General features: G+C 70.5%; 13 protein-coding genes. 7 read left to right on the forward strand and 6 right to left on the reverse strand.

Annotation, left to right across the window (positions count from 1 at the left end):
- Nucleotides 1-10: 10 nt before the first annotated feature.
- Nucleotides 11-1,435, forward strand: a complete 1,425-nt coding sequence (locus ASD13_RS03925; RefSeq protein ID WP_200942445.1) for a dicarboxylate/amino acid:cation symporter — start codon at nt 11-13, stop codon at nt 1,433-1,435.
- Nucleotides 1,436-1,516: 81 nt separating this feature from the next.
- On the opposite strand, the gene ASD13_RS03930 is transcribed toward ASD13_RS03925, so the two are convergent.
- Complete coding sequence (locus ASD13_RS03930) at nt 1,517-3,247, reverse strand: cation:proton antiporter (RefSeq protein WP_055865980.1); 1,731 nt, start codon at nt 3,245-3,247, stop codon at nt 1,517-1,519.
- Between the two features lie 54 nt (nt 3,248-3,301).
- Here ASD13_RS03930 and ASD13_RS03935 point away from each other — a divergent pair, with 54 nt between their 5' ends.
- Nucleotides 3,302-4,348, forward strand: a complete 1,047-nt coding sequence (locus ASD13_RS03935; protein WP_200942446.1) for an LLM class flavin-dependent oxidoreductase — start codon at nt 3,302-3,304, stop codon at nt 4,346-4,348.
- A 125-nt stretch (nt 4,349-4,473) separates the two neighbouring features.
- A complete protein-coding gene (locus ASD13_RS03940; protein WP_017829430.1) occupies nt 4,474-4,683 on the forward strand; it encodes a hypothetical protein in 210 nt (69 codons plus the stop codon).
- Between the two features lie 49 nt (nt 4,684-4,732).
- Here ASD13_RS03940 and pheA read toward each other — a convergent pair whose 3' ends face one another.
- Nucleotides 4,733-5,683, reverse strand: coding sequence for a prephenate dehydratase (gene pheA / locus ASD13_RS03945; protein ID WP_017829431.1), 951 nt, complete (start codon nt 5,681-5,683; stop codon nt 4,733-4,735).
- A 79-nt stretch (nt 5,684-5,762) separates the two neighbouring features.
- Between pheA and pgm the strand changes: the two genes are divergently transcribed.
- The gene (gene pgm / locus ASD13_RS03950; RefSeq protein WP_055865985.1) at nt 5,763-7,406 is read left to right on the forward strand and encodes a phosphoglucomutase (alpha-D-glucose-1,6-bisphosphate-dependent); all 1,644 of its coding nucleotides are present in this window, start codon (nt 5,763-5,765) and stop codon (nt 7,404-7,406) included.
- A gap of 64 nt (nt 7,407-7,470) precedes the next feature.
- On the opposite strand, the gene ASD13_RS03955 is transcribed toward pgm, so the two are convergent.
- Nucleotides 7,471-8,577: a glycerate kinase gene (locus ASD13_RS03955; RefSeq protein ID WP_055865987.1), complete on the reverse strand. Its 1,107-nt coding sequence runs from the start codon at nt 8,575-8,577 to the stop codon at nt 7,471-7,473.
- Complete coding sequence (locus ASD13_RS03960) at nt 8,574-9,536, reverse strand: LacI family DNA-binding transcriptional regulator (RefSeq protein ID WP_055866880.1); 963 nt, start codon at nt 9,534-9,536, stop codon at nt 8,574-8,576. Before ASD13_RS03960 ends, ASD13_RS03955 begins: the two co-directional genes overlap by 4 nt.
- A 165-nt stretch (nt 9,537-9,701) precedes the next feature.
- On the opposite strand from ASD13_RS03960, the gene galT reads away from it, so the two are divergent.
- The 3 genes from galT to galE are packed head-to-tail and all read left to right on the forward strand — an operon-like array spanning nt 9,702 to nt 13,122.
- On the forward strand, nt 9,702-10,904 hold the full coding sequence (galT, locus tag ASD13_RS03965) for a galactose-1-phosphate uridylyltransferase (RefSeq protein ID WP_055865989.1): 1,203 nt from the start codon (nt 9,702-9,704) through the stop codon (nt 10,902-10,904).
- On the forward strand, nt 10,901-12,091 hold the full coding sequence (galK, locus tag ASD13_RS03970; protein WP_055865991.1) for a galactokinase: 1,191 nt from the start codon (nt 10,901-10,903) through the stop codon (nt 12,089-12,091). Before galT ends, galK begins: the two co-directional genes overlap by 4 nt.
- Nucleotides 12,092-12,141: 50 nt before the next feature.
- Nucleotides 12,142-13,122, forward strand: coding sequence for a UDP-glucose 4-epimerase GalE (gene galE, locus ASD13_RS03975; protein ID WP_055865994.1), 981 nt, complete (start codon nt 12,142-12,144; stop codon nt 13,120-13,122).
- 3 nt (nt 13,123-13,125) lie between these two features.
- Here the strand turns inward: galE and ASD13_RS03980 are convergent, their stop codons facing one another.
- Together ASD13_RS03980 and ASD13_RS03985 are read right to left on the reverse strand one after the other, a co-directional pair.
- The gene (locus tag ASD13_RS03980; protein WP_055865996.1) at nt 13,126-14,451 is read right to left on the reverse strand and encodes an MFS transporter; all 1,326 of its coding nucleotides are present in this window, start codon (nt 14,449-14,451) and stop codon (nt 13,126-13,128) included.
- Nucleotides 14,448-15,377 carry a polysaccharide deacetylase family protein gene (locus ASD13_RS03985; RefSeq protein WP_055865998.1) on the reverse strand — a complete coding sequence of 310 codons (930 nt, stop codon included), beginning with the start codon at nt 15,375-15,377 and terminating at the stop codon, nt 14,448-14,450. The genes ASD13_RS03980 and ASD13_RS03985 overlap by 4 nt, the downstream gene beginning before the upstream one ends.
- Nucleotides 15,378-15,420: the final 43 nt, after the last annotated feature.

The raw sequence follows: 15,420 nt of genomic DNA on the forward strand, positions 1-15,420 counted from the left end.
TCCCCACCTCATGAGCACCACCGCACGCGCCCAGAAGGCGCCTGACACCCGCCGGCCGGTCCGGAAGCTGCTGACCTCGTTCGGCTTCCAGATCCTCGCAGCCCTCGTCCTCGGCATCGCCGCCGGTCTGATCGGCCGCCAGCTCGGCGCCACCGCTGAGAACCCGACAGGGCTGTCGGCCACACTCGACACCATCGGCAACTCGTACGTGACGCTGCTGCGCGCCGCCGTCGTGCCGCTGATCTTCACCGCCATCGTCGCCAGCATCTCGAACCTGCGCCGCGTGCAGAACGCCGCGCGCCTCGCCGGCCAGACGATCCTGTGGTTCGCGATCACCGCGTTCATCGCCGTCATCATCGGCATCGTGCTCGGCCTCGTGATCCAGCCCGGCAACCGCGCCGGCGAAGGCCTCGAGCCCGGTGACCCGTACACCGTGGGCACGTGGTGGAACTTCCTGCTGGGCCTCATCCCGCAGAACTTCCTCGGCCTCACCGTCAACACCTCGCCCGGTGCCGTCGAGGGGACCTTCTCGTCGAGCGTCGGCTTCAACATCCTGCAGGTGATCGTGGTCGCCGCCGTCGTCGGCATCGCCGCTCTCAAGGCCGGCAAGAAGGCCGAGCCGTTCCTCGTCTTCACCGAGTCGCTGCTCAAGGTCATCCAGCGCGTGCTGTGGTGGATCATCCGCATCGCCCCGCTCGGCACGTTCGGTCTCATCGGCTCGGCCGTGATCAAGTACGGCTGGGAGAAGCTGGCCTCCCTCGGCTGGTTCGCCGCCGCGGTCTACATCGGGCTCGCACTCGTACTGTTCGTGGTCTACCCGATCCTGGTGCGCACCCACGGCCTGTCGATCAAGCAGTACTTCTCGGGCGTGTGGCCGGCGGTGCAGCTGGCCTTCGTCAGCCGCTCCTCGATCGGAACGCTGCCCCTCACCGAGCGCGTCACCGAGCGCAACCTAGGCGTGCCCCGCTCCTACGCGTCGTTCGCCGTGCCTCTGGGCGCCACCACCAAGATGGACGGCTGCGCCGCGATCTACCCGGCCGTCGCCGCGATCTTCGTCGCGCAGTTCTTCGGCATCGAGCTGAACTTCGTGCAGTACCTGCTGATCGTGATCGTCTCGGTCGTCGGCTCCGCTGCGACCGCCGGCACCACCGGTGCTGTGGTGATGCTCACGCTGACGCTGTCGACCCTGGGCCTGCCGCTCGAGGGCGTGGGACTGCTGCTCGCGATCGACCCGATCCTCGACATGGGCCGCACCGCGGTCAACGTGGCGGGCCAGGCGCTGATCCCGACGATCGTCGCCAAGCGCGAGGGCATCCTGAACGAAGACCTCTACAACGCGCCGCGCGAGGGGCTGCCCTTCGCCGACGACTCCGGTGACGACGACGCCCCCGAGGCGGATGCGTCCACCGACAAGGAGCCGGTCAGCGCCCGCTGACCTCACCCCGCGACGCCAGAGCGCCTCGTCCCTGCATGGGGCGAGGCGCTCTGGCGTTCAAGGATTCAGGCGTGCGGGGATTCAGGCCCGGCTCTGCTGGCGGGTGGCTCCACGGGTGTCGAGCGCGAGCTCCTCGGCATCCATCGCGGCGATCAGCTCGCGCATGACCTCTTCGTCGAGGTTGCCCGCATCCCGCTCTGCGAGGAGGATCTCGCGACGCACCTGCAGCCAGCCCTTCGACAGCGCGACGAGGTCTTCATACGAGGGCCGGCTCGCGGCGTCCTCCACCTTCTGCGCCTCATCGGTGTCCCTCTCGACCCGGGTCATGCGCTTGGTGAAGGCGTCGAAGACGCTGAGGTCGACCTCGCCGTACTTGGCCTCCCACTCGATGCGCTTCTCGGCGAGGTACTTCTTCCCGGCCTCGCGGCTCTTCGCGCGGACCTCGGCGAGGGCGGCCTCGTCCTCCTCCTCATCCACGTCGCTGGCGATGCCGAGACTGCGAATCAGCATCGGCAGCGTCAGCCCCTGGATCAGCAGCGTGCCGACCGTGACGATGAACGCCACCACGACGATCGCGTGCGAGGCCTCGGTGTCGAGGGTTGCGAGGTCGGCGGCCGCCACCGCGATCGCCAGCGTCACCACCCCGCGCATTCCCGCCCAGGAGATGACGGCACTGTCCTTCCAGGTGAGCTGGAGCCCTGCCATCTGCTCGCGCACGATGTGACTGCGCAGTTCGTCGGCGGTGTACTTCGCCCAGCGCCTGGACCTGCGGTGCCGCTTGTCGAACTCCCCGGATTCGACACCGCGATCCCAGCGTTCGAGACGTTTGCGATCCTGGAAGTTCGACCACGCACTCGTCGGGTAGATGAAGAGGGGCCGCACGATGACCACGACGAGCAGAACCGCCCCGGAGAGCAGCAGGATCTGCCCGACCGATTCACTCCCGAGGTCGCTGAGCACGCGCGGGAACTGGAGGCCGATGTACGCGAACACGAAGCTCTCCAGCAGCAGATCGGCCGAGAGCCACAGCGGCTTCTCCTGCTGACGCGTCGTGTAGTCGGTGCGCGGCGAGTTGTAGCCGACGTAGAGCCCCATCGCCACGACGGCGAGCACTCCCGATCCGAGCAGATGCTCGGCGATCGCGTAGGCCCCGAACGGCGCGAGGAGCCCGAACGTGCCGATCACGACCGGATCGCTGATGTGCATGCGCAGCTGGTGCAGGACGATGCCGAACACGAGGCCCACGGCCACGCCGACGCCGACCGCGAGGAGGAACTGCCCGATGCCGCCCAGCACGGAGACGGTGGCGCCCGCGAGGATCGCGGCGAAGACCCGATACAGCGTGAGCGAGGTCGCATCGTTGATCAGGCTCTCTCCTGAGAGCACCGTCATGATGCGGCGGGGCAATCCGAGTCGGCGGCCGATCGCCGCGGCGGACACCGCGTCCGGCGGGGCCACGATCGCACCGAGGAGCAGCGCGCCGGGAAGGGTGAGGGAGGGCAGGATCCACCACGCGACGAAGCCGACGGCGAGTGCCGTGAGCAGCACCAGCCAGATGCCGAGGCGGCGGATCTGCGGCAGGCTCCGTTTGAATCCGACGAACGACACGTCCAGCGCCGCCGAGTACAGCAGCGGCGGCAGCACCAGGCTGAGGAGGAGGTGCCCGTCGATGTCGAGTTCCGGCACGAACGGCAGGAAGGATGCGGCGAGCGCCACGACCGTCACGAGCAGCGGTGCCGGCCATCCGCGCCAGCGCGCGAACGCGGCGACGGCGACCGACCCGACGAGGACGTAGAAGATGCCTGCTTCCATGCCCCCCACGGTAGCGGGGGAATGGAGCCGCACAGGCCCGCGTTGTGGTCCATGATGTCCGATACAGCTCTCTCCGTCCTCGACCTCGTTCCGGTCCGCACCGGCCAGACCAGCGCCGAGGCCATCGCCGCCTCGCTCGCCCTCACGGAGACCGCCGAGCGCCTCGGCTATCGCCGCTACTGGTTCGCCGAGCACCACAACATGCCCTCGGTGGCATCCACCACTCCGCCCGTGCTGATCGCCGCTGCGGCCACCCGCACCTCGCGTCTGCGCCTGGGCTCTGGCGGCGTGATGCTGCCCAACCACGCACCGCTCATCGTGGCCGAGCAGTTCGCCGCCCTCGAGGCGATCGCGCCAGGACGCATCGACCTGGGCCTCGGCCGTGCACCGGGCAGCGATCCGGTGATCACGCAGCTGCTGCGCGGCTCCGGAACCACGAGCGACGTGGAGCAGTTCCCGCGTCATGTGCAGGACATCGCCGCACTGCTCTCGGGCGACGGCGCCACCGTGCGCTTCACCTCCGGCGGCGAGTACACGGTGCGTGCGACACCGGCCGCGACCGGCACCCCCGAGGTGTGGCTGCTCGGGTCGAGCGACTACTCCGCGCAGCTCGCCGCCTCGCACGGACTGCCCTACGTCTTCGCGAACCACTTCTCGGGGCAGGGTCTCGAGCGCGCGCTGGATCTCTACCGCACCGGCTACCGCCCGAGCGAGGAGCACCCGGAGCCGCGCACGTTCCTGACCGTGAACGCCGTCGCCGCCCCCACCCAGGAGGAGGCGGAGGCCCGTGCACTCCCCCAGCTGCGGATGATGGCGCGCCTGCGCCTGAACCAGCCCCTCGCCGCCCTCGAGACCGTCGAGCAGGCGGCGGCCGCCGTGACCGACGCCGCGACCGACGAGGTCGTGCAGGCCGCCCGCTCGCGGTGGTTCGTCGGCACGGGCGAGAGCGTCGCGGCCGAGGTGCGCGCCTTCGCCGACCGCTACGGCGTCGACGAGGTCATGCTCTCTCCTGTCGCGGGTGCCTACGACGCCGAGCCGAACGATGTCCCGACCGGCCGCGCGCAGACGCTGGAGCTCATCGCCGCCGCCCTGCACCGCTGATGTCGAGCGCCTGTCAACCCCTGGCATTCCCGGCGGCACAGGCGTAGCGTCACGAACAGTGCCGTCGACAGGGGCGCGGCCCCTTCGGCGAACGCACTCTCGGCAGCAGCAGAAGGAGTTCGACGATGAGCACGACCAAGACTCTCGCCCTCTGGGTCGCCTACGGCCGCAACGGCGTCGTCGGCAGCATCCGCCACGACGAAGACGGCTACACGGTCACGATGGTCGGATCCGACGCGGCCACGGGCACGTACCCGAGCCTCGCCTCGGCGAAGGGTGCCCTGCACTCCCATATGGCCCCTGGCAGCGACTGGCCGCGTTTCCAGGAGCACTGAGACACCCGACGCCCCGGCCGCACCGGGCGGCGGGGGGGGGCGGGCGGCGTCAGGCCTCCGGCTCGCCGGAGAGGATGCCGCGCAGCCAATCGCGCGCCTCGACGAACACGTCGTCCGAGTAGCGGTCCGGGTACTGCACGATCTGCCGGTCCGCACGCGGATACGAGCCGAGGAAGACGACACGCGGGCTGAAGCGGCGGATGCCGAGCAGCGCGTCGGCCATGCGCTCGTGCTCGATGTGGCCGTCGGCGTCGATCACGAACCGATAGCGGCCGAGTTCGTCACCGATGGGCCGCGACTCGATGAGCGACAGGTTGATGCCGCGGGTGGAGAACTGCTCGAGCATCTCGAGGAGCGAACCCGGGTGGTCGTGCGGGAGCTCGACGATCAGGGAGGTCTTGTCGGCGCCGGTCGGCTCGGGCGAGCGGGTCGTGCGGGTGACCAGGACGAAGCGGGTCACGGCCTGCGCGTTGTCGCCGATGCCCTCTGCCAGGACGTCGACGTCGTAGTGATTCACGATGCCGGGGGCGGCGATCGCGGCTTGCGCTGCCAGCGTGCCGTCGAGGACGCCGATCGCGGAGGCGACGTTGCTCGATGCGGGCACGTGCGAGTGCGACGGCAGGTTCGCGCCGAGCCAGCCATGGCACTGGGCGTAGGCCACCGGATGCGCCGCGATCACCTCGACCTGATCGAGGGTCGTCCCCCGAGGTGCCACCAGCACGAAGTTCACCCGCACCAGGTACTCACCGATGATGCGGAGCCCTGGGAGCGTCGCGAGAGCGTCCTGCGTGGTGGAGACGCCGCCCTCGATCGAGTTCTCGATCGCGATCATCGCGGCGTCGCTGCGGCCCTCGAGCACGTCGGCGAGAGCCTCACCCACGTTGTGCACGGGGCGCCAGTCCTGGCCGCGGGCCTCGGCCACCTGATCGAGCGCCGCCTCCGTGAAGGTTCCGGCAGGGCCGAGATAGCTGTAGGTGCGGCGTTCAGTCACGGGTTTCACCTTAGCCCTCGGCGGGCCGACCGCTCTTCCTGGTGACTTCTCGGATGCGATCGGGCCGATCAGGGGGCAGACTGAGGGGATGACCAGCCGTGCCGGCCTCCCCGCGGAGGAAAGTGACCTGATCGACGTCGATGAACTGATCGCCGCCTACTACGACCGCACACCGAACCCCGAGGTCGCGGCCGAACGGGTCGTCTTCGGCACCAGCGGCCATCGCGGATCCTCGCTGTCGAACAGCTTCAACGAGAACCACATCCTCGCCACGACGCAGGCGATCGTGGACTACCGCGATGCGCAGGGCATCACCGGTCCGCTCTTCCTCGGCCGCGACACCCACGCGCTGTCGCTTCCCGCCGAGCGCAGTGCGATCGAGGTGCTGCTCGCGAACGGCATCGACGTGCGCGTCGACTCCCGCGACTCGTGGGTGCCCACGCCGGCGCTCAGCCACGCGATCCTCACGTACAACCGCGGCAAGGCGGCCGACGACCCGAGTCGCGCAGACGGGATCGTCGTCACCCCCTCGCACAACCCCCCGCGCGACGGCGGCTTCAAGTACAACCCGCCGCACGGCGGACCCGCCGACACCGACGCCACGGGCTGGATCGCCGACCGCGCGAACGCCCTCATCGCCGCCGGCCTCGAGGGTGTGAAGCTGGAGCGCTTCGCCGACATCGACTGGGATTCCCTCACCGGCTACGACTTCCGCGACGCCTACGTGCGCGACCTGCCGTCGATCATCGACATCGACGCCATCCGCTCGGCCGGTGTCAGCATCGGCGCCGACCCGCTCGGTGGAGCCTCCGTCGAGTACTGGGCGCTGATCGCGGAGATGCACGACCTCGACCTCACGGTCGTGAACCCCGAGGTCGACCCGACCTGGCGCTTCATGACCCTGGACTGGGACGAGAAGATCCGGATGGATCCGTCGTCGCCTTCCGCGATGGCCTCGCTGGTGGCGAAGAAGGGCTCCTACGACGTCCTCACCGGCAACGACGCCGACGCCGACCGGCACGGCATCGTGACCCCTGACGCGGGGCTGATGAACCCGAACCACTATCTCGCCGTCGCCATCGACTACCTCTTCTCGCACCGCGAGGGCTGGCCGCGCGACGCCGCGATCGGCAAGACGCTGGTGTCGTCGATGATCATCGACCGCGTGGCCGAATCGCTCGGCCGGCGCCTGTTGGAGGTGCCGGTCGGATTCAAGTGGTTCGTTCCCGGACTCCTCGACGGGTCGGTCGCGTTCGGCGGCGAGGAGTCGGCCGGTGCCTCGTTCCTCCGCAAGGACGGCTCGGTCTGGTCGACCGACAAGGACGGCATCCTGCTGTGTCTGCTGGCCGCCGAGATCATCGCCGTGACCGGCAAGACCCCGTCGGAGCGGTATCGCGAGCTGGAGACCGCTTTCGGCGCCTCGGCCTATCAGCGCGTCGACGCACCGGCCACGCCGGAGCAGAAGGCCACCCTGGGCAAGCTCGCCCCCGAAGCCGTGACGGCGACCGCACTCGCCGGTGAGGACATCACCGCGAAGCTCTCGCATGCGCCCGGCAACGGCGCGGCGATCGGCGGACTCAAGGTGCAGACCGAGCACGCCTGGTTCGCCGCCCGCCCGTCGGGTACCGAAGACGTCTACAAGCTCTACGCCGAGAGCCTGCGCGGCCCCGAGCACCTCGCCGAGGTGCAGGCCGAGGCCCGTGCCGTGGTGTCGGCCGCGCTGGGCGGCTGACCCCTCCCGCGCAGCGAGCGACGACCCCGGCCGCGCGTGGCCGGGGTCTCCGGCAGGAGCGGGATCAGACCACGGCGCGTGCCAAGGCGGCTCCCGCTTCGCGCAGCCAGCGCCCCGGTTCGGCGAGTGCCGCCTCCGATGAGCCGGCGAGCGCGGTGAGGGAGGCGCACGCGGCGAACGGTGCGGTGTCGGCGTCGTCGGTGATGCGCCCGGCGGCGAGCATCGCACGGGCACCCGCCGCTGCGGCGAGCCCGGCGAGGAACGAGGGCGCCTTGCCGTCGCCCGACTGTCCGTCGTACGACCCCTCCCCCGTGACGACGACATCGGCGTCGGCGATCGCGCCGGCGAGGTCGATGAGCGCGGCCACCTCTGCGGCGCCGGGAGCGAGCACGCCACCCCACGCCGCGAACGCAGCTCCCGTGCCTCCTGCCGCTCCGTGGCCCTGACCGGCAGGGTCGATGCGCAACAGGTCGGCGAGGCGACGCAGGCCGTCGTCGACGAGAGCGATGTCCTCGGCCGCGCGCAGCCCCTTCTGGGGGCCGAACACCGCGGCAGCACCGCGCGGACCGGTGAGCGGATTGGTGACGTCGGTGAGGACGCGCACCTCGGGGGCCGCGCGCAAGGCGCTCAGATCGACGGAGGCGATGTCGTCGAGACCGCGCGCGCCCGGTGCGACAGGTGCACCCGCGGCGTCGAGGAAGCGGGCGCCAAGCGCGGTGAGCATCCCTGTGCCCCCATCGGTGGACGCACTGGAGCCGATGCCGACGACGAGTCGCGAGACACCGTGGTCGAGGGCGGCGGCCAGGGCTTGCCCGAGTCCGGTGGTGTCGGCGTCCCACGGGCGCAGCTCGTGCAGCAGCTCGATGCCGGAGGTCGAGCCCAGATCGACCACGGCCGTGCCCGCCGGGGCGTTCTCCGTCGGGGGCAGCAGCAGCCAGCAGGTGTCGACCCTCTGCCCCGCCGGACCGTCGACCGTGAGCGGCATCCGCACGGCGCCGGGCACGGCCGCTTCGAACGCGGCCATGGTGCCCTCTCCGCCGTCCGCCATCGGCCGATGCACGAACTCGGCGGTCGGATCGACCGATGCCCAGCCGTCGGCGAGGGCGGCCGCGGCATCGACTGCCGTGATGGTGCCCTTGAAGCTGTCGGGGGCCAGCACGACCCTGGTCACCGCACGCTCTCCGCGGTGCTGGCACGCTCGAGGAGATCGGTCGGGATGACGGCGGCGCCCTCTGCCTCCGGCATACCCTCGATCGCATCGACCAGCGCAGAGACCGCGCGCTGCGCGAGCGCGGTGAAGTCCTGACGGATCGTGGTCAGCGGTGGCCGGTAGTTCGCGGCCTCCGGCACATCGTCGAAGCCGATCACGCTGACATCCTCCGGGACCCGGCGACCCGACTCGGAGACAGCCCGCAGAAGGCCGAGCGCCATCTGGTCGTTGGCGCAGAAGACGGCAGTGGCCGAGGCCAGTTCTCGACCAGCCGCGTACCCGGAGTCGGCGCTCCAGTCGCCGCGGACGACGGCGGGCGGATGGATGCCGGCAGCGGTGAGGGTCTCGCGCCACCCTCGTTCGCGCTCGACGGCGGCGAAGGAGTCGGCAGGACCGGCGAGGTGGTGCACGGTGGTGTGCCCGAGGCCGAGGAGTCGACGCGTGGCGGCGGCGGCCCCGCCCGTGTGGTCGCTGTGCACCGAGGTGAACCCGGCGCCGGTCGGTGCGTCGACGACCACGAGCCGCAGTCCCGTGGGGCGCTGAGCGGCGGAGACCAGGGCCGATGCCTCGTTCAGCACGATCGCGCCGTCGACCTCCTGCTCCGCGAGTCGATCGAAGGCCTCGGCGACCCCGTGAGCGGCGGTCACGAGGGTGAGCGCGTAGCCGCGTTCGGCCGCCGCTTCGGCCGTCGCCTGCAACATCCGCGAGTTGCCGACGGTCGCCAGGGTGGTGACCACGAGTCCGATCGTCTGCGAGCGGCCGGTGCGCAGGGCTCGGGCTGCGCGGTGCGGACGATAGCCGAGTGCGGTCATCGCCTGCTCCACGCGAGCGCGGGTGTCGGGGTCGACGCGCGAGCTGCCGTTGACGACGCGCGAGACGGTCTGCCCCGAGACGCCCGCGCGGGCGGCGACCATGGCCATCGACACGCGACCGGACGCCGGACGCCTCCGGCGGGAGACAGATTCCTCGACACGGTCGCGTCCGCTCTCGCCCACCCGCATCCTCCGTCTCGACACTCCGGCAGACCGCTGGTGCGCGACTCCGGCATGTTGACGTTATCACGGCTCTGTGCGTACCATGTTTACGTGAACACGCCCGAACTTCCTGAGTTGCGCACCGACGCCCTCGGCGCCGGCGTCGTCCGACGCGCCACCACCCTCGCCGATGGCCGCGACCTCATCTACTACGACGACCCCGGCACCGCGCTCGGACCCGATCGAGCCATCGACGCCCGCGTTCTCGACCCCCGCCCTGACACCGCGACGATGCGCCTCGACGTGCTCACCGGCGACTGGATCACCGTCGCCGCGAACCGGCAGAACCGCGTGATGATGCCCGGCGCCGACGCCGACCCGCTCGCGCCGCAGACTCCGGGCAATCCGTCGGAAGTGCCCTCGCGCTACGACGTCGCGGTGTTCGAGAACCGCTCGCCCGCGTTCGGGCCCGCCCTCGCGGAAGCAGTGGGCACCGCACCCGTGGCATCCAACGCGCCCCGCGGACTCGACGATCTCGCAGCTCTCGGCCTCGGCCGCACACGCACCTCGGTCGGACGCTGCGAGGTCGTCTGCTTCAGCCCCGAGCACGCGGGATCCTTCGGCACGCAGTCCGTCACCCGCGCCCGCACCGTCATCGAGGCCTGGGCCGACCGTACGGCGGCGCTGTCGACGCTGCCCGGCATCGAGCAGATCTTCCCGTTCGAGAACCGTGGTGAGGCGATCGGCGTCACCCTGCCCCACCCGCACGGTCAGATCTACGCGTACCCGTACGTCACTCCGCGCACGACCCGTGTGCTGGAGTCGATCGATCGCACGGCCCCCGACCTGTTCCAGCACATCCTCGAGTCCGAGCAGGCGTCCGAGCGCGTGGTGTTCCGCGGCGAGCACTGGACCGCCTTCGTGCCGTTCGCCGCGCGCTGGCCGCTGGAGGTGCACCTGATGCCGCACCGCCACGTGCCCGACCTCGCCGAGACCACGCAGGCGGAGCGCGACGAGCTCGCCCCGCTGTACCTGCGGCTGCTGCGCGGTGTCGACGCGCTCTACGACTCCCCGACGCCCTATATCGCGGCCTGGCACCAGGCACCCGTGCACGTCGGTCGCGACACCGTGCGCCTGCACCTGCAGCTGACGAGCCCCCGCCGCGCCGCCGACAAGCTGAAGTTCCTCGCCGGCTCCGAGGCCGCGATGTGGGCGTGGGCCGCCGAGGTGCCGCCCGAGGTCGGAGCCGCGCGACTTCGCGAGGCGATCGAACGCGCCTCGCACGACCAGACCGACCCCGGAGCATCCGCATGACCGCCGCCCACGACGCCCGCACCCTCTTCACCCGGCTCACCGGCCGCGAACCCGATGGACTCTGGTCGGCACCGGGACGCGTGAACCTCATCGGCGAGCACACCGACTACAACGACGGGTTCGTCCTGCCGTTCGCCATCCCGCAGCGCACGGTCGCCGCGGTCGGCCGGCGCGACGACGACCGCGGTCGCGTCCTGGTCGGCTCCACCTTCGCGGACGAGCCGGTCGAGGTCGCCCTCGACGAACTCGACGGCCTGTTCCCCACCGCACCCGGCTCGCATCCGGCCGTCCCGGAATGGGCCGCCTATCCGCTCGGGGTCGCCTGGGCATTGCGTCAGGCCGCGGTGGAGGCCGGCCCGTTCAGCGGACTCGACATCGCGATCGCCTCCGACGTGCCGGTGGGAGCGGGGCTCTCGTCGTCCGCCGCGATCGAAGGGGCCACGGCTTCCGCTCTGAACGAGCTGTGGGGCACCGGGCTCGACGGCACGACCCTCGCCCGCATCGGACGACGTGCCGAGAACGAGGCCGTCGGCGCTCCCACCGGGATCATGGACCAGATGGCGTCGATGCTCGGCCGCCCCGACACTGCGATCTTCCTCGACTGCCGGTCGCTGGAGACCCAGCTCGTACCTCTCGCCGTCGCCGAAGCCGGACTCGCCATCCTCGTGATCGACACACGGGTCAAGCACGCGCACTCCACGGGCGGCTACCGTGAACGCCGGGCCTCGTGCGAGCTCGGTGCGTCGATCATGGGGGTTTCCGCGCTGCGCGACGTGTCGATCGACGACCTGCCGCGCGCCCAGGAGCTGATGGACGACGTCACCTTCCGGCGCGTACGCCACATCGTCACCGAGAACCAGCGCGTGCTCGACACGGTGCGAGTGCTGCGCGAAAAGGGTGTGCGCGCGATCGGCGATCTCCTGCTCGCCTCGCACGCCTCGATGCGCGACGACTTCGAGATCTCGACCCCCGAGCTCGACACCGCGGTCGACACCGCGCTGGCGGCCGGGGCCCTGGGCGCACGGATGACGGGCGGCGGATTCGGCGGAGCCGCGATCGCACTGATCGAGCAGGATGCCGTCGAGGCGGTCTCGGATGCCGTGAACGCGGCCTTCGCGGCCTCCCGATTCGCGGCCCCCCTGCTGTTCACGGTGACCCCGTCTGCCGGCCCGCGCCGCGACGCCTGACGGAAAGACCCATCGAGCCGCGACCATGTCGCGGCGGGAGAGGAGACGCAATGTCCTGGATCGTCACCGGCGGCGCCGGATACATCGGCGCCCATGTGGTGCGCGCCCTCGCCGACGCGGGGCTCACCCCGGTCGTACTGGATGATCTGTCCAGCGGCGTCGCATCGTTCGTGCCCGAGGGGGTGGCGTTCGTGCAGGGCAGCATCCTGGACCGCGAACTCGTCGAGAAGGCGCTGCGCGATCACGACGCCGCGGGGGTGATCCACGTCGCGGGATTCAAGTACGCCGGCGTCTCGGTGCAGCGCCCTCTGCACACCTATGCGCAGAACGTCGAGGGCACGCGGGTGGTCCTGGAGGCCATGGAGGCCGCTGGCGTCTCGAACATCGTCTTCTCGTCGTCCGCCGCGGTGTTCGGGACCCCCGACGTCGCGCTCGTCGTCGAGGACACCCCCAAGAAGCCGGCGAGCCCCTACGGCGAATCGAAGCTGATCGGCGAGTGGCTGCTGCGCGACCAGGGCATCGCCACGGCCGACTCCGAGCGGCCGCTGCGTCACACGTCGCTGCGGTACTTCAATGTGGTGGGCTCCGCCGACCCGACGGTCTACGACGTCAGCCCGCACAACCTCTTCCCGATCGTGTTCGAGGCGCTGCTCGCGGGCACGACCCCCAAGATCTTCGGCGACGACTACGCCACCGAAGACGGGACGAACGTGCGCGACTACGTGCACGTCGGCGACATCGCGGCGGCCCACGTCGCCGCAGCCCAGCGCCTCTCCGGCGGACGTCCGATCGAAGCCGCCTACAACCTCGGCTCCGGCGACGGACTCAGCGTGAAGCAGATCATGGACGCCGTCGCCCGCGTCACCGGCATCGACTTCACCCCCGAGATCGGACCACGGCGGCCGGGCGACCCCGACCGCATCGTGGCGACGGGCGAACTCGCAGCGCGCGACCTCGACTGGACCATGCGGTACTCGGTCGACGAGATGGTGCGCACGGGGTGGGAGGCGCGCCAGGCTGCTCGTCCGTAGCGGTCAGAGGTCGCGGGACCTGATCGGATAGAGCCAGAAGCAGAACCAGGCGAGCGCGGTGAACCCGAGCGGGATCACCGCGAGCATCAGCCGGATGCCGCCGTCGACGCTCTCGGGCTGCGCGTCGCCGAGACCGGCGTCGAAGCCGGATGCCGTCAGCACCACCGCGGCGACGATCGCCTGCAGCACGACCGAGCCGCGCACCACGAAGCCGTTCACTCCGAAGTAGGCGCCTTCCCGACGATGACCTGTGCGCGCGGCATCCTCGTCGATGATCTGCGCGAGCACGACCTCGAGCAGCTGCAGCAGGCCGCCGACGCCCACGCCGACAGCCACACCGACCAGAACCGCACCGGGCACGTCTGCCGCCACGAGGTAGCCGAGCATGGCCGCGCCGAACACCGCGACGCTCCACAGCAGCGCGGTGCGAGGAGAGGTGCGGCGAACGACCGCGCTCCACAACACGATCGAGGGGATCGCGGTGACGAAGATCACCCCGAGCAGCAGGCTGCCCTCTCCCTCCGGTGCGCGCAGGGAGTACCTGACGTAGAAGGGGACCGCCGCCAGGATCACGGCGATCGAGGTCTGTACGAACAGCGACCCGAGCACGTAGGGGACGAACGCGCGGTTGCGGAAGGTGTACGTCAGCTGGTCGCCCCAGCGCATGGCCTCCGAAGCTGCCTCCGGAACCCGCCGCTCGATCATCCCCCCGAAGAACGACCACACGAGCAGCACCAGGCACACGGCGCCGAGCACCAGGGCCATGCCCGGCCAGCCGAGCGCGCTGTACAGCGCCGGCGCACCGGCTGTTCCGAGGACCATGCCGAGGATCGCGAAGATCTGTCGTGGCACGTTGCCGCGAGCGCGCTCCTCGGTGGTGCGGAAGATCTCGGGGAACAGGGCGGAGATGTTCAGCACCACGACCACGAAGGCCACGTCGTATACGGCGACGACGACGAGGAACCAGATGATGAGGCCGCTCACGGGGAGCTCTGGCGGCATCCACACCAGCGCGAACGCGACGACGAGCGGCACGATGCCCACGCCGATCCAGGGGATGCGCCGGCCCCACGGTGTGCGCAGCCGGTCGGACACCGTGCCCACAACGGGGTTCAGCACGGCGTTCAGGATGCCGTGGGCGATCATCGCGACAGCCACCCACCCGGCTGGGACGGCGAGGTGAGAGACGTAGAAGTAGACGACGAAGGCCGAGAAGGTCTGCGCCATGAGCTGCGTCGGGAAGCCGGAGGCTCCGAACGCGATCGTCTGCGCTCTGGTCGGCGCCGCGTCCAGACGTCGGTCGCGCACCCGCTCGCTCAGCGACGTCACCGGGCGTCTCCCCTTTGCAGGTCGCGCAGGTCGCGCCAGCCGATGCGCACGAGCGCCTCGTCCTCGATCGCCTGCAGCACGGCCGGATCGCTCAGCAGTCGCAGCTCGTAGCCGCGCTTCGCCGCGCTGAAATCGACAGCCGCGCGGAGCTCGTCGTCGTCGACCATCGGATGCAGGTAGATCTCGGTGACTCCGGCCGGCACCGCTCGCAGCAGCGCGATGAAGCCGTCGCGCATCTGCTCGTACGTCTCCTCATCCGGTGTGGCCTCGCGCAGGAGCTCGAACGGGTGCGACCACAGCCGATCGATGATCTCGACGCCGGCTGCATCGGCGGCTGCCGCCGCAGCGTCGAGCTGGGCCTGCAGCGCGGAATCCTCGCCGACCCCGTCCATGCTGCGCGGCAGCCGGAACGGGAGACCGTGTCGTGCGGCGAGCTCGAACACCGGGCGGAGGAAGCCTCGGCCGGTCACGAGCCCGTAGACCGAACCCATGTGATTGTCGAGGTGCGTCACGTCGACGCCGGCGTCGAGCGCGGTCTGCAACTGGGCGGCGAGTTCGGCGGCGACATCGTCATCGGTGGCGTTCTGCTCGACGGACAGGACGTCGGTCGGGAAGAAGCCCGCGGCGTCGACGAGGCTCGTGGCGGTACCGGTCAGCGGGCGCCACCGGTAGCGGGCCCATTCGCTGGTGAGAACGAGGTGCACGCCGACGTCGAGGTCGGTGCGGGAGGCCGCGAAAGCGAGTGCTGCCGGTGACCACGAACACGGGACCATCACGGTCGTCGAGTCGATGCGTCCGGCTGTGAGCAGGTCGATGATGGCGGTGTTGGCCGCATGGCACATGCCGAAATCATCCGCATTGAGGATGATCGCCCGCGCACCGGGCGCGAGACCGAGTCGATCGGCGAGGTCGGAAGGTGCGGTCATCGGGGATCCTGTCGGTGATTCGAGCGGCGGTGCCCGGAATGGT

Source organism: Microbacterium sp. Root1433D1, assembly GCF_001426835.1.
GTDB lineage: Bacteria > Actinomycetota > Actinomycetes > Actinomycetales > Microbacteriaceae > Microbacterium > Microbacterium maritypicum.

What these genes read in the sequence shown, in the direction of transcription:
- ASD13_RS03925 (WP_200942445.1), top strand. Translation starts at nt 11, where the DNA reads ATGAGCACCACCGCACGCGCCCAGAAGGCGCCTGACACCCGCCGGCCG.
- ASD13_RS03930 (WP_055865980.1), bottom strand. Translation starts at nt 3,247, where the DNA reads ATGGAAGCAGGCATCTTCTACGTCCTCGTCGGGTCGGTCGCCGTCGCC.
- ASD13_RS03935 (WP_200942446.1), top strand. Translation starts at nt 3,302, where the DNA reads ATGTCCGATACAGCTCTCTCCGTCCTCGACCTCGTTCCGGTCCGCACC.
- ASD13_RS03940 (WP_017829430.1), top strand. Translation starts at nt 4,474, where the DNA reads ATGAGCACGACCAAGACTCTCGCCCTCTGGGTCGCCTACGGCCGCAAC.
- pgm (WP_055865985.1), top strand. Translation starts at nt 5,763, where the DNA reads ATGACCAGCCGTGCCGGCCTCCCCGCGGAGGAAAGTGACCTGATCGAC.
- ASD13_RS03960 (WP_055866880.1), bottom strand. Translation starts at nt 9,536, where the DNA reads ATGGCCATGGTCGCCGCCCGCGCGGGCGTCTCGGGGCAGACCGTCTCG.
- galK (WP_055865991.1), top strand. Translation starts at nt 10,901, where the DNA reads ATGACCGCCGCCCACGACGCCCGCACCCTCTTCACCCGGCTCACCGGC.
- galE (WP_055865994.1), top strand. Translation starts at nt 12,142, where the DNA reads ATGTCCTGGATCGTCACCGGCGGCGCCGGATACATCGGCGCCCATGTG.
- ASD13_RS03985 (WP_055865998.1), bottom strand. Translation starts at nt 15,377, where the DNA reads ATGACCGCACCTTCCGACCTCGCCGATCGACTCGGTCTCGCGCCCGGT.